The organism is Euzebya sp., from assembly GCF_964222135.1.
GTDB lineage: Bacteria > Actinomycetota > Nitriliruptoria > Euzebyales > Euzebyaceae > Euzebya.
In genome coordinates this window covers 19,884-33,490 of the sequence record NZ_CAXQBR010000014.1, presented here as the reverse complement: position 1 = coordinate 33,490, position 13,607 = coordinate 19,884, and the positions used below count along the sequence as shown (strand labels likewise).

Genomic DNA, 13,607 nt, shown 5'->3' with positions numbered 1-13,607 from the left:
GCAGGCTGGCGGGGTGCCACAGGTGACCGCGTCCACGTTCGTCCCCGTCCCGCCCGACACCGCGTTCGCGGTGTCCCAGACCACCGGGGAGGTGCGGCTGGCATGGGACCCGTTCATCCGCCACCAGGAGCTCCTCGGCGCCGACCGCCCGGCGAAGGGGGTGCGCACCCTGACCCGTGCGCGGGTCGGACCGAGGATGATCAGCGAGTACGTCTCCTACCGACCGCCGACGTCGGTCGGCATGACGATGGTCGAGGGGCCGTGGTTCTTCGCCTCCTTCGGCGGCGGCTGGCGCTTCACCCCGTCCTCCGAGGGCGGCGTCGAGGGGACCACCGCGGTGTGGAAGTACACCTACGCGGTCCGCCCGGCGGTCCTGCGCCCGATCGCCGAGCAGATCGGGCAGTGGCTGCTGGGCCGCGAGATCCGCGCCCGCATCGCGGCGTTCGCCGCCGCGTGCGAGGACCCGGCGGTGCTGGCTGCGCTGTGACGGACCGCGGGCCTGCCCGGCGGCTCAGCTGGCCCTGAGGTGCGCGGCGAGCGACCGGGAGATGATGCGGTAGCCCGCGGGGTCGTGTGCCAGCAGGCGCTTCGCGACCAACCCCTGGAGGGTGGACCCGATCTCCGATGAGCGGGTCCGCCCGACCGCCCGGGCGATGGCGGTGCCGTCCGCCGCAGGGCCGAGGGTCGCCGCGGCGGTGAGCACCTCCAGCTGCCAGTCGGTGAGGCCGGCGACGCGGTTGCGGACGTGTGCGTCGACCTCCCGTCGGACGCGCAGCCAACCGGCGGCGACGTCGTCGGCGGTGATGACCGGACCGGTCTCGGCGTCCCAGGCGGCCGCGCCGGCCAGTTGGAAGAGGAACGGATCACCCAGACACCGCTCGATCAGCGCCTCGCCAGCTCTGCGCTCCATGAGCACCGACGTCGGCCCGCTGTCGCCGACGACCGGGTAGCCGTCGGCGAACGCGAACGTGAGAGCCGCGCGCACCTCATCGTCGGTGAACGGCTCGAGGAACGCCGTCGCGAAGCGGCGCGAGAAGGTGACCCCTGCGTCCTCGGCCTGCTGCGCGAACTGGGGGAGGCCCGACAGCAGCACCACGACCGGCAGGTACTCCTCGACCTCCTCACCGGTCGCGGTCGACGCCGGAACCCGTGCCTCGAGCAGATCACCGAGCACGGTGAGCAGTTGGCTGAGCTCGTCGCCGGCCAGGTTCTGCACCTCGTCGACTCGGATGACCAGCAGGCGGCCGAGCGACTTGGCGTGGGCGGCCAGGGATCCGAGGAGCTCGGCCAGCCCCGTGTACCGGTCCTCCGCCGGGGCACTGACGCCGACCGACGCGCCCAGCAGGCCGACGTCGCGCACGCGATCGACCGCCCGCGAGATGCGCGACGCCACCCGCTCCCCGCTAGGGACGAGCGGCAGCACGGCGGCCGCGAGGGCGGCCAGGGGATCACGACCGCGCGCGAGGCGGAGCGGTGCCGCGACCAGATCCCCGGCTCGGCCACGGTCGTCGGCGATCCGGTTGACGAGGACCGACTTCCCGAGCCCCGGGTCGCCGAGGTAGGTCCGGCCGCGTTCGAACAGCCCGGCCAGGCGTCGCGGTACCAGCCGCGCCTCGACGTCGGCGAGCTCGTCGTCCCGACCCACCCACACGTCCGGGACAGCCCCGGATCCGGGTGCGAAGGGGTTGTTGAGCACCGATCTGTGCATCGACGTCACAGTACCAGCGCAGCGCAGGTTGGTAACAGTACCTTCGATGCGACAGGTTCGTACCAGTACCGTGCGCCTGACTCGCACCGTACGACCGGGCCGGCGTAGGGTCTCGCGGTCCGCAGTCGACCGGGGTCCCCCCGGAGTTCCCGGAGCCCATCGTGCCCCTTGGCCCTGTCCTGTCCCGTGGTCGTCGCTGGTCGGCGGTCGTGCTGGTCGTCCTGCTCACCGTGCTCGTGGCCGGCCTGGCCGCGCCGCAGGCGGTCGAGCCGGCCGTGGCCGCGGAGAACGCGCCGGCGGCGGACGTCGAGCCTCTCGAACCCGTCGCGGTCGAGTGGCTGAGCGACCGGATGGTCGACGTCACCTTCGACAGCCCCCGCCTGGACCCGCCGCTGGCCCAGACGACGGTGCGGGTCCTGGTGCCGCCGGGCTACGACGCCTCGCTGCGCGAGTACCCGCTGCTGCTGCTCCTCCACGGCGCCGGCGACCGGTACGACGGGTGGACGACCAAGCAGGACGGCTGGCCCACCACGCTGGAGGAGTGGTCCGCTGACGCCGACGTCGTGATCGCCATGCCCGACGGCGGCACCCCCGACGAACCGGGCTGGTACACCGACTGGCACCGCGGCGGCGAGTACGGCGCCCCGGAGTGGGAGACCTACCACATCGGCCAGCTCCTGCCCTGGCTGGCCGACGCCTTCCGCATCCGCGAGGACCGCGCCGGCATCACCGTCGCCGGGCTGTCCATGGGCGGCGGCGGGGCGATGCACTACGCCGCGCGGCACCCCGACACCTTCGGGGCTGCGTTCGGGTTCTCCGGCGCGATGGACACCACCGCGCTCGCCGTCGCCTTCCCCGACGTGTGGGGCGATCCGGTCCTCGATGCGGTCCGGGTGCAGGGCCACAGCCCGACGAGGCTGGCGGCGAACCTCCACCAGACGCGCGTGTGGTTCCGCACCAACCGCGGGCTGCCCGGCGGCCCCTCCCCCGCCGACGACGACCCCGCCGGGCTGGCCCTCGAGGGCGTGGTCGCCGGCCTGAACGACCAGTTCGACGCGGCCCTCACCGCGGCAGGCGTCGAGCACGACTACCTGTCGGTCCCACAGGGCGGGCACAACTGGTGGCACTGGCACGACGGCCTGCAGACCCACGCGTGGGCTGAGATCAGCGCGGTCCACCGCGGGCAGGCCGACGTCCCGGCCGCGCTCGGCCCGTTCGACCACGTGACGATCGACACCGCGTTCTCCGTCGGCGGCTGGGACTTCGCGATCGACCGGACCGGGGACGCGCTGACCGAGCTCGGCGGCGTCTCCACCGCAGGGTTCACCGCCTCGGGGTCGGGCACCCTCGCCGTGGCCACTCCACCGGACCTGCCGGCCGGCGCGACCTACGCGGTCACGACCGGCGGCGAGACGACGGAGGTCACCGTCGGCGAGGACCGCCGGTTGCGGTTCGACGTCCTGCTGGGCCTCGTCCCGACCGAGGTGGGCATCGCCCAGGTGGCGACCGCTCCACCCGCCGTCGACCGCCTCGCCGGCGTCGACCGGTACGAGACCGCGGTCACGATCGCCCGGGACGGCCACCCCGACGGGGCCGCCGTCGTGGTCCTCGCCCGCGGCGACGCGTTCGCCGACGGGCTGGCCGGCGCGCCGGTGGCCGCCAGCCTCGACGCCCCCCTGCTGCTGACCGGCCGGGACGCCATGCCGGCGGTGACCGTCGCGGAGCTCGCGCGCCTCGCGCCCGAGCGGGTGGTCGTCCTCGGAGGGCAGTCGGCGGTGGCCGACGCGGCGCTCGCCGGCCTGCCCGACGGCGTGGAGGTCACCCGCGTGGCAGGCCCGGACCGGCACGCCACCGCGGCTGCCGCCGCCCGGGCGATCGGGCTGCGCGACGGGACCGCGGTGATCGCCTCCGGCGAGACGTTCGCCGACGTCCTGACCGCGTCGACCCTGGCGGCGCGCACCGGCGCGCCGATCCTGCTGACGGGTCGCGACGAGCTGCCCGCCCCGACGGCTGCTGCGCTGGCGGACCTCGGCGTCACCCGGGCCGTGGTGGTGGGCGGCCCCGCGGCGGTGTCCGACGGCGTCCTCGAGGAGCTGACGGCCGGCGGGTTCGCCCCGGAGCGGGTGGCCGGGCCGACCCGGTACGGCACGGCCGCCGCCGTGGCCGCGCAGCTGGTCGCCGACGGCGCCTCGTCCGCGACGACGTGGATCGCGACCGGTGCGGACTGGCCCGACGCCCTCGCGGCGGGCGCGGCGGTCGCCGCGGCCGGTGACGTGCTGCTCCTCACCGACCCGGAGGCCCCCGCGGCACGGTCGCCCGAGGTCGTGGCGGCACTGGCCGAGGGCGGATCGCCCGTCGCCCGGCTGCGCGTCCTCGGGGGCACCGCCGCGGTCGCCGAGACGGCCGTGGCCGCGCTGGTCGACGCCGCCGTCCGCGCCAGCGGGGTCGACGGCTGATCCTCGCGGGTCGGCGGGCGGCGCTGACCTAACCTGCTGCCGAGGTGCTGTTCCCCACCATCGAGTTCGCGCTCTTCTTCGTCGTCGTGCTGACGGGGTCGTGGCTGCTGATGCCCCGCAGGGGCCGGTGGAAGCTGTTCATCCTGGTCGCCTCGTACGTGTTCTACGGCTGGTGGAACCCGCGGTACTGCCTGCTGCTCGCGGCGGTCACGATCGTCAACCACGTGGGGGCGACCGCGATCTCCCGCCTGCGGGCGGGGAGGGTGCGGAACCTGGTGCTGGTCGGCACCGTCACCGTCGACCTGGTCGTCCTCGGGTGGTTCAAGTACTACGGGTTCTTCGTCGTGTCGGCGCAGAACGCCCTGTCGTCCCTCGGGCTCGACGTGAGCCTGCCGCTGCTGCAGATCGTCCTGCCGGTCGGCGTGTCGTTCTTCACCTTCCAGGCGATCAGCTACGTCGTCGACGTGCACCGCGGGGACACCGAGGCGGTGCCGCTGCTCGACTCCGCGGTCTACCTGTCGTTCTTCCCCCAGCTGGTCGCCGGCCCGATCGTGCGGGCGTCGGAGCTGATGCCCCAGCTGCGCCGCCGCCAGGACCCGCGGGCGGTCGACGCGACGCGCGGCTTCTGGCTGATCGCCGCCGGGATGTTCAAGAAGGTCGTGATCGCCAACCTGCTCGCCACCGAGCTGGTCGACCGGGTCTTCGCCAACCCCGAGCGGTTCAACGCCGTCGAGGTCATCACCGCCGTCTACGGCTACGCGGTGCAGATCTACGCCGACTTCTCCGGCTACACCGACATCGCGATCGGCGTCGCGCTGCTGCTGGGCTTCCGGTTCCCCGACAACTTCGACCGGCCCTACTCCGCGGTGACGCTGCAGGAGTTCTGGCGACGCTGGCACATGACCCTCTCCCGCTGGCTGCGGGACTACCTGTACATCCCCCTCGGCGGGAACCGCGGGGCGGGACGCTGGTCGGCCGAGCGCAACATCATGATCACCATGCTGCTCGGCGGGCTGTGGCACGGGGCGGCGTGGACGTTCGTGCTGTGGGGAGGGATCCACGGGCTGTGGCAGGTCCTCGAGCGCCGCGGGGTCATCTACGGCGGGGTCGCCCCGCAGGGACGGCAGAAGATCATCCGCGGGCTGATCACCTTCCACGTGGTCTGCCTCGCCTGGATCTTCTTCCGCGCCGAGACGTTCGCCTCGGCGATGGCCCTGCTCGGCCAGCTGGTCACCGGCTGGGGCGTCGCGCCGGCCCTGGACCCGTCGGTGCCGACGTTCTGGATCCCCCTCGCGATCGTCCTGCCGCTGCTCGCCCAGCTGACCCCCGGCGACGTCGGCGACCGGGTGATGGCGGTGTTCAGCCGCCGCGGCGTGATCCTGCAGGGCGTGCTCCTCGCGGGGTTCCTCATGGTGGTGGAGACGCTCGGCCCGGTCGGCGTCGCCCCCTTCATCTACTTCCAGTTCTGAGCCGCGTCGACTTGTGACACCATGCGTCGGGCAGCCGGACAGGACGGGACGACACGCATGCGAGAAGACGCCGACCGCCACCGCGAGCACGAGATCATCGACGCGTTCGTCGAGCTGGCGGACACCCTCGCGAGCGATTTCGAGGTCGGTGAGCTCCTGACCTTCCTCGTCCACCGCTGCGCTCACATCCTGGAGGCCGACGTGGCCGGGGTCCTGCTCGAGGGGCCGGAGGGGACCCTGCGGCTGACCGCAGCCACCTCTTCGGCGATGGACGACATCGAGCGGGCAGAGCTCGCGTCGGGCGTCGGGCCGTGCATCGACGCGTATCGGACCTGCGACCAGGTCATCGCCGACGACCTCTCCGCCCACGCGGACCGCTGGCCGGAGCTCGTCAGCCAGCTCGGGGGGTTCGGGATGCACGCTGGCTTCGCGTTCCCCATCAGGCTGCGCGACCGGTGCATCGGGGCCCTCAACCTCTACCGGCGCGACACCGGGAGCTTCGCCGAGGACGACCGTCGCCTGGCCCAGGCCTTCGCCCACGCGGCCGCGATCGGGATCCTGCAGGAGCGCGAGGTGAACGCCGCCAACCTTCGGGCCGCACAGCTCCAGCAGGCGCTCGACACGCGCGTGGTCATCGAGCAGGCCAAGGGCATCATCGCCGAGCGGCACGACCTCACCCCCGCGCAGGCGTTCGAGGTGATCCGCCGCCACGCGCGGAGCGAGCGCCGCAAGGTCCGCGAGGTCAGCCAGGAGCTGCTCGACGGCACCCTGGCCGACATCCCGGTGGACTGATCCCGGTCACCCCTCGAGGTAGGTCAGCACGGCCAGGACGCGGCGGTTCGACTCCGGGTTGGAGGTCAGGTCGAGCTTGGCGAAGATGCTCCGGACGTGCTTCTCGACCGCGCCGTCGGTGACGACCAGCTCGGCGGCGATCGCCGCGTTGGTCCGCCCCTCGGCCATGAGCGCGAGCACGTCCCGCTCTCTCGGGGTCAACCGGGCGAGCGGCGCGGCGCGCCGGCGGCGGCCGAGGAGCTGCTGGACCACCTCGGGATCGATCACGACCTCACCGGCGCCGACCCGGTCGACGGCGTCGAGGAAGTCGTCGACGTCCATCACGCGGCCCTTCAGCAGGTAGCCCACCCCTCCCCCGTCGTCGGCCAGCAACTCGGCGGCGTAGCGCTCCTCGACGTACTGGGACAGCACCAGCACCGGCGTGCCCGGGTGCGCGGTGCGGACGTCGACGGCAGCGCGGAGCCCCTCGTCGGTGTGGGTCGGGGGCATGCGGACGTCGGCGATGACCAGGTCCGGGGCGTGGGCGTCGACGGCCCGGCGAAGCGCGGCCCCGTCCCCCACCGCGGCTGCGAGCTCGTGGCCGGCACCGGTCAGCAGCCGCTCGAGCCCGGCGCGCAGGAGCACGGAGTCCTCGGCGATCACCAGCCGCACGGCAGCTCGGCGCGGACCGTGGTCGGCCCCCCGACGGGGCTGTCGACCGAGAGGTGGCCGTCGTGCGCCTCGACCCGTTCGGCCAGGCCGGCGAGCCCGGTGCCGAGGCTGCGATCCGCCCCGCCGATCCCGTCGTCAGCGACCTCGACGACGAGGAGGTCGTCGGTCCGCCTGATGTGGACCGACGCGCGCTGCGCCGACGCGTGGCGGGCCACGTTCGTGAGGGCTTCGGCGACGACGAAGTAGGCCGTGGACTCGACGGCGGTGGGCGGCCGCTCGGGGACGGTGACGATGATCGAGGTGGGGACGGGCGACCGCCTGAGCAGGTCGGAGAGCGCGGCGTCGAGCCCGAGGTCGCCGAGGATGGCCGGGTGGATGCCGCGGGAGAGGTCGCGGAGCTCGGCGAGGGCCCGCTTGGCCTCCTCGTGGGCCTCGGCCACGAGCGCCGCGCCGGCGTCGGGGTCGTCGGGCAGGGCCTGGCGGGCCAACCCGAGGGTGATGCCGAGCGCCACCAACCGCTGCTGGGCGCCGTCGTGCAGGTCGCGCTCGATGCGCCGCCGCTCGCGCTCGGCCGCGTCGACGGCGAGCTGGCGGCGGAGGCGCTGGTCGTCCAGCTCGGCGCGGATCGCTGCGTCCTGACCCGGGGAGAGCACCCCGACAGCGAGGTGGACCGCACCGCGTGCGAGGCGCTCGGCGACCCAGGGCGAGAGCGAGAGGAGCAGGAGGCCGGAGGTCATCGCCGCCCACGCCTCGAGGTCGAACAGCAGCAGCCCACCGGCGATGGAGGGGGTGGCGACGAGCAGGGACATGCCGCCGACCAGCATCCCGGCGACGGTGCTGCACGCCACGACGGCGTAGGCGGGGCCGACGAGGGTGTGGGCGAGGTCGCGCCAGGTCATCGGATCGGCCATGACGATGCGTGCGGCGTCGGTCCACCGCCGCGGCACCTGGCGGTGCGGCGCGGGGATCGTCACGGCGTGCCGGACGGCGAGGCGGGATCGGTCACGTCTGGCAGCACGGCGGAACGCGAGGAGCCACCACGTGACCACCGCGGCGATCGGCGTCAGCACCGGCCGGACGGCGCGCGCCACCCTGGTGCGGAACGGGAGCCGCCGACGCCACGCCCTGACGGGCGGCGCGACCACGCCCACCAGCACCGTCGTGAGCCACAGCGCCGTGACCGCGAGCGCCAGCCAGGGCAGCACGAACACGGTCGCGAACCCGAGCGCCACCCCGGAGGGGATGACCGCGGCAAGGCCGAGGGCCAGGAGGGGGTAGGCGACCAGGCCGGGGAGCAGTCGCTGGAGGAGGGATGCCACGTCCCGGCGCAGCGCACGGGCACGGTCTGGCAGCCGGAGGTTCTCCGCCCACGCGGACGGTCCGACCGGAGCCGGACGTGGGGGGTCGGGGAACGCCGAGGCCGGGGGCGGTTCGGGGATCGCCCACGGCGGGGTCGCCGGCTCGTCGAGCGGCTCGCGCTGCTCCACGGCGCTCATCGGGCGCCCGTCCACAGGGCCTGGCCGCTCATGGTCATGGTGGTCGCCAGTAGAACGCCCACAGGTCGGGTCGTCCAGCACGCCCTCCGCCATCGTCACGCGTCGGTCTCCCTCGTCGTCGGGTGGTGGCGACCACGATCGTGCAAGCCGGCGTCGCGGACCATCCCGTGACCCGCCGAGTCGGTGGTGGGGATTCCCCCACCACCGGTCGGGGCGCGACGGTGGCGTCCGAGCCCTAAAAGGGCAGGCCGCATGGTCGGCCGGCGGGTGCTCGACCGCGGATCAGGGGTGCGGGCGGGGGCTTGGGCGGGGGTGGTCGGAGCCGCGGCCGGCTGGTGTGCCGGTAGCGGCCATGGGTCACGGTCAGGGTCCCGTCGCGGGCGAGGTGCAGCTGCCAGCCGCGCTCGTGCGCGGCCACGTGGTGGACCCTGCACAAGGCGACCAGGTTGCCGACGTGGGTGCCCCCACCGCGCGCCCGGGGGACGACGTGGTGGCAGTCAGTCCACTGCTGGGGTGCGCGGCAGCCGGGGAACCGGCAGCCCTGGTCCCTGGCGGCCACGGCACGGCGCATCGGGGTGGTGATGGGGGCGTCGGCGTCGCCGATCGCGACCGGCGTGTCGGTGTCGTCGAGCAGCACGGGGATGAGGCTGGCGTCGCAGGAGATCACCTCGGCCATCAGCCTCGTGAGCACCGTCCGGCCACCCGCCAGGCCCCACAACAGCACCGCGGTCGGCCACCCCACCTCACCGGCCGCCACGGCCTCTCGCCCCGCGGTCGTCACCTCAGTCCGGTGCGCCTGGTGAGCCAGGAGCTGACCATCGATGATGACCTGGCACGACGGCTTCGCGGTCGCGGTCCCGGTCGGGCCGCCGGTCACTCCGGCCAAGAACGACGCGCACACCCGCCGCAACCCCTCCGCCAACTGGTAGCCCCGCCGCGTCGGCGTCCGCCACGCCTTCGGGATCACGTTCCCGTCCGCGTCGACCGGCTCGGGATCGTCATCGCCGACCGGTGCATCCGCCGCAGCGGACGCCGCGGACAGCACCGTCTCCATCGCCACCGGGTCGTACTCGAAGTAGCCCCGACCACCCCCCTCGAACGCCGGCTGGACCACCAGCACGTTCGCCGCCAGCTGCCGCCGGTCCCGGTCGGCCTGACGGGCGGCGTCCAGCTCGGCAGCGACCGCCCGGGCCACCTCCACGATCCGGTCAGGATCATCGGCCCGGTCGATCAGTCCCGACAGCTGGCGGTCCACCACCGCCCGGTCAGCCCGCGGCAGGTTGGCGACCGCCCGCACGACCCCGGCCGCCTGGGACCACGACACCCGCCCGTCGGCCAAGGCCCGCCAGACGATCGGCATCGCGTCCAACACCAGCACCACCCGGCGGAGGAACCGCCGGTCCTGCCCGACCATCCCGACCGCGAGGCCGGCCAGGTCCTCAGGCGCCGCACCCGACGGGTCGGGCTGCTCGGTCATCGCGAACTGCAACGCCAACACGACCTGCCGCATCGCCTCGTCCGCGGCGTCGACCGCCCGCCGCAGCTCGTCAGCCGCCACGCAGCGCAGGTACGCCCCCTCGTCGCCGAGATCCTCCTCGACGAACGGGTCGATGACCTCCACCACGTCCACACCGTCAACCTACAGAGGGGGTGTGACACAGAACCCGGACCGGCCCGTGTGTCCACACCCCGTCGGTCAGGTGCCTGACGCGGCTGCCGACCCCTCGCCCGGCGGAGCCGTCAGCACCACCGGTCCGGCCTCGGTGACCGCGACGGTGTGCTCCTCGTGGGCGGCGATCGCACCGTCGACGGTCCGGACGGTCCAGCCGTCCTCCGCGACGTGCCAGTCGGGGTCACCCAGCGTCAGCATCGGCTCGATCGCCAGCACGAGCCCTGGCTTGAGGCGCAGGCCACGGCCGGGGCGGCCGCGGTTCGGGACGTGCGGGTCCTCGTGCAGGCTGCGGCCGATCCCGTGCCCGCCGAGCACGTGGCCGTCGTGGTCGGCGATGACCCCGAGCCCGTGGCGGGTGGCGACCGCCTCCACCGCCGCGGAGATGTCACCCACCCGGTTGCCGACCCGGCAGGCGGCGATGCCCGCCCACAGGGCCGCACGGGTGCCGTCCAGCAGGCGCTGGATCGCCGCGGACGCCACCGACCCGTCCCCCACGACGTGCGTCCGCGCGGCGTCGGAGTGCACCCCGTCGAGCATGATGCCGCCGTCGATGGTCAGGACCTGCCCCTCCACCAGCGGCCGTTGGGACGGCAACCCGTGGACGACCGCGTCGTCGACGGAGGTGCACAGCGCGGCGGGGAAGCCGCCGTACCCCTCCGCCACCGGGCCCTGGAACGACGGTCGGCCACCGTGATCGGCGATGAACGCCTGCGCCGCGTCCTCGAGCTGCCGGGTCGTCGCACCCGGGGCGACGAGCGTCGCCAGGTGGTCGTGCAGGCGTGCGAGCAGCTGCCCGGCGCGACGCATCCGCGCGATCTCGTCGTCGGTCTTGCGGGTCACCACGGTGGGCACCTCTCCATCCCCGGTGGCCCGTCGCGCTGCCGGTGCCCGTGATCGTACCCGCGGCGGTGGGAGAATCTCCGCGGTCGATGTCGAGAACCGCCAGGCCGCTCCGCTCACCAGGTGAGGTCGCGCACGGAGCGGCCCACGACACAGGAGAGACCGATGCCCAAGTACCTGCTCCTCAAGCACTACCGCGGCGGCCCGACGCCGCACCACCCGTTCCCGCCGATGGACGAGTGGGACCCCGCCGACGTGGAGGCGCACATCGCCTTCCAGCGCCACGTCGCCGAGCTGCTGCGCGACCGCGGCGAGTTCGTCGACGCCCAGGCCCTCACCCCGACGCAGACCTGGGTCCGCTACGGCGGCCCGGACGCCGCCCCGGTCACGACCGACGGCCCGCACCCCGAGACGAGCGACCTGATCGCCGGGTGGTTCATGATCGACGTCGACTCCCACGAGCGCGCGATGGAGGTGGCGGCGTACGTCTCGTCCGAGCCCGGCCCGGGCGGCGAGCCGCTCTACGAGTGGATCGACGTCCGCGAGGTCATGAGCTAGGTCAGCAGACCGACCGCCGTGCCCGACCGCATCGAGGTCGACGGGGTGGACGAGGGTGCGCTGCGCGCCCTCGTCCCCCGGGTCCTCGCCGGGCTCGTCCGCCGCGGTGAGGACTTCAACGCCGCCGAGGACGCGCTGCAGGCCGCCCTGCTCGACGCGCTGCGGGTCTGGCCGACGCAGCCACCGCGGGACCCGAGGGCGTGGCTGACGACGGTCGCCACCCGGCGGCTCGTCGACGCCCGCCGCGGCCAGACCGCCCGGCAGCGCCGCGAGGACGCGGTGCTGTCCGACCCGAGGCTGTCCGACCCGAGCCTGTCCGACCCCGCGCAGGGCGCGACCGAGGAGGGGGACGACACCCTCTTCCTGTTGTTCCTGTGCTGCCACCCGGACCTGTCCCCCACCTCCCAGGTCGCCCTCACGCTCCGCGCGGTCGGCGGCCTCACCACCCGCGAGATCGCCGACGCCTTCTACGTCCCGGAGGCGACCATGGCGCAGCGGATCAGCCGCGCCAAGCGCACCCTCCACGGCCGCCGGCTGGACCGCCCGGGGGACCTGGCCGTCGTGCTGCGGGTCCTGTACCTGATCTACACGACCGGCCACGGCAGTCGGGTGGACCTGACCGGCGAGGCCATCCGGCTCGCCCGACAGCTCACGCTCGCCACCGACGAACCCGAGGCCCGCGGTCTCCTGGCCCTGATGCTCCTCAACCACGCTCGCCTGCCGGCGCGCCTGGACGCCGACGGACGGATCGTGACGCTCGACCGGCAGGACCGACGGTTGTGGGACACCCGTCAGATCGCGGAGGGGGTGCGGGTGCTGCAGTCCGCCCTGGCCGTCCAGACCGACGACCGTCCGCCGGGCCGCTACCAGATCGAGGCGGCCATCGCGGCGCTCCACGACGACGCCACGAGCGCGGAGGAGACCGACTGGCCCCAGATCCTCGCCTGGTACGACGACCTGGTCGCGCTCACCGCCGACCCGTTCCGCGATGATCCGGCGGCGGTGCTCGGCCGTGCCGTGGCCGTGGGCCACGTCCTGGGTCCCGCCGCCGGGCTGCGGGAGACCGACCGGCTCCGCGAGACCATCGGCGACCGGCACCGGTGGCACGCCGTGCGCGGGCACCTCCACCAGCTCGCCGGCGACACCACCGCCGCCGCGGGCGCCTACGCGGAGGCCGCCCACCGGGCCACCGACGTCGCGGAGCGCGACCACCTCATCCGCCTGGCCGCGCGCGCACGGGCTAGTACGATTTCAAACGATGAACGCTGAGACACCGGCCCGGACCTCCACCCAGACGGCGATCGCGGTGGAGGTGTGGTCGGACCTCGCCTGCCCGTGGTGCTACATCGGCAGCCGCCGTCTGGAGCAGGCGGTGACCGCGTTCGCGCAGGACGGGGCGACCCCGCCGGTCGACGTGACCTACCGCTCCTTCCAGCTGATGCCCGACCTGCCGGACGACTACCCCGGCTCGACGGTCGACCTGCTGGTGCAGGCCAAGGGCATCCCCGCCGACCAGGTCGCCCAGATGCACGACCACGTCAGCGGCATCGCCGCCGAGGTCGGGTTGCGCTACGACTTCGCCGCCCAGCGGCCCGCCAACACGCTGAAGGCCCACCAGGTCCTCCACCTGGCCGCGGTCCGCGGCGTGCAGCGGGACGCCACCGAGCGCCTCTTCGCGGCCCACTTCACCGAAGGCCGCCACATCGGCCGCGACGACGAGCTCGCCGCGCTGGGCGCCGACGTCGGGTTGGACCCCGAGGAGATCCGCCAGGTGCTGGCCGAGGGCACCTACGCCGCTGCGGTCCGGCGCGACATCGACGACGCCCGCGAGCTGGGCATCAGCGGCGTGCCCTTCTTCGTGCTCGACCGTCGCTACGGCGTCTCGGGCGCCCAGCCGGTCGAGGTCCTCACCGGGGCGCTCGGCCGCGCGGCTGCCGACCACGCCGACGTGTGATCCGCTGATCG

12 protein-coding genes are annotated in these 13,607 nt (G+C 74.1%); 7 read left to right on the top strand and 5 right to left on the bottom strand.

The annotated features are described in order from the left end of the window. Positions 1-13: 13 nt before the first annotated feature. Complete coding sequence (locus ACEQ2X_RS04025) at positions 14-487, top strand: type II toxin-antitoxin system RatA family toxin (protein ID WP_370324492.1); 474 nt, start codon at positions 14-16, stop codon at positions 485-487. Positions 488-511: 24 nt separating this feature from the next. On the opposite strand, the gene ACEQ2X_RS04020 is transcribed toward ACEQ2X_RS04025, so the two are convergent. Beyond that, the gene (locus ACEQ2X_RS04020; protein WP_370324491.1) at positions 512-1,708 is read right to left on the bottom strand and encodes an ATP-binding protein; all 1,197 of its coding nucleotides are present in this window, start codon (positions 1,706-1,708) and stop codon (positions 512-514) included. Positions 1,709-1,869: 161 nt separating this feature from the next. Between ACEQ2X_RS04020 and ACEQ2X_RS04015 the strand changes: the two genes are divergently transcribed. The 3 genes from ACEQ2X_RS04015 to ACEQ2X_RS04005 are packed head-to-tail and all read left to right on the top strand — an operon-like array spanning position 1,870 to position 6,425. Continuing rightward, positions 1,870-4,164, top strand: a complete 2,295-nt coding sequence (locus ACEQ2X_RS04015) for a cell wall-binding repeat-containing protein (protein ID WP_370324490.1) — start codon at positions 1,870-1,872, stop codon at positions 4,162-4,164. Between the two features lie 44 nt (positions 4,165-4,208). After that, entirely contained in the window at positions 4,209-5,633 is a 1,425-nt protein-coding gene (locus ACEQ2X_RS04010) for an MBOAT family protein (protein WP_370324489.1), read from the top strand. Between the two features lie 57 nt (positions 5,634-5,690). Beyond that, positions 5,691-6,425: an ANTAR domain-containing protein gene (locus ACEQ2X_RS04005; protein ID WP_370324488.1), complete on the top strand. Its 735-nt coding sequence runs from the start codon at positions 5,691-5,693 to the stop codon at positions 6,423-6,425. Between the two features lie 6 nt (positions 6,426-6,431). On the opposite strand, the gene ACEQ2X_RS04000 is transcribed toward ACEQ2X_RS04005, so the two are convergent. From ACEQ2X_RS04000 to map, 4 genes are all read right to left on the bottom strand, one after another. Continuing rightward, complete coding sequence (locus ACEQ2X_RS04000) at positions 6,432-7,076, bottom strand: response regulator (protein ID WP_370324487.1); 645 nt, start codon at positions 7,074-7,076, stop codon at positions 6,432-6,434. Then, positions 7,064-8,572, bottom strand: coding sequence for a sensor histidine kinase (locus ACEQ2X_RS03995; protein WP_370324486.1), 1,509 nt, complete (start codon positions 8,570-8,572; stop codon positions 7,064-7,066). Before ACEQ2X_RS03995 ends, ACEQ2X_RS04000 begins: the two co-directional genes overlap by 13 nt. Before the next feature lie 235 nt (positions 8,573-8,807). Next, positions 8,808-10,202, bottom strand: coding sequence for an HNH endonuclease signature motif containing protein (locus ACEQ2X_RS03990; protein ID WP_370324485.1), 1,395 nt, complete (start codon positions 10,200-10,202; stop codon positions 8,808-8,810). 66 nt (positions 10,203-10,268) lie between these two features. Next, complete coding sequence (gene map / locus ACEQ2X_RS03985) at positions 10,269-11,096, bottom strand: type I methionyl aminopeptidase (protein ID WP_370324484.1); 828 nt, start codon at positions 11,094-11,096, stop codon at positions 10,269-10,271. A gap of 153 nt (positions 11,097-11,249) precedes the next feature. Here map and ACEQ2X_RS03980 point away from each other — a divergent pair, with 153 nt between their 5' ends. The 3 genes from ACEQ2X_RS03980 to ACEQ2X_RS03970 are packed head-to-tail and all read left to right on the top strand — an operon-like array spanning position 11,250 to position 13,596. Further along, on the top strand, positions 11,250-11,642 hold the full coding sequence (locus ACEQ2X_RS03980) for a YciI family protein (protein ID WP_370324483.1): 393 nt from the start codon (positions 11,250-11,252) through the stop codon (positions 11,640-11,642). Positions 11,643-11,660: 18 nt separating this feature from the next. Next, positions 11,661-12,911 (top strand): RNA polymerase sigma factor, encoded by a 1,251-nt coding sequence (locus tag ACEQ2X_RS03975; RefSeq protein WP_370324482.1) that lies wholly within the window; start codon positions 11,661-11,663, stop codon positions 12,909-12,911. After that, a complete protein-coding gene (locus ACEQ2X_RS03970) occupies positions 12,901-13,596 on the top strand; it encodes a DsbA family protein (RefSeq protein WP_370324481.1) in 696 nt (231 codons plus the stop codon). The genes ACEQ2X_RS03975 and ACEQ2X_RS03970 overlap by 11 nt, the downstream gene beginning before the upstream one ends. Positions 13,597-13,607: the final 11 nt, after the last annotated feature.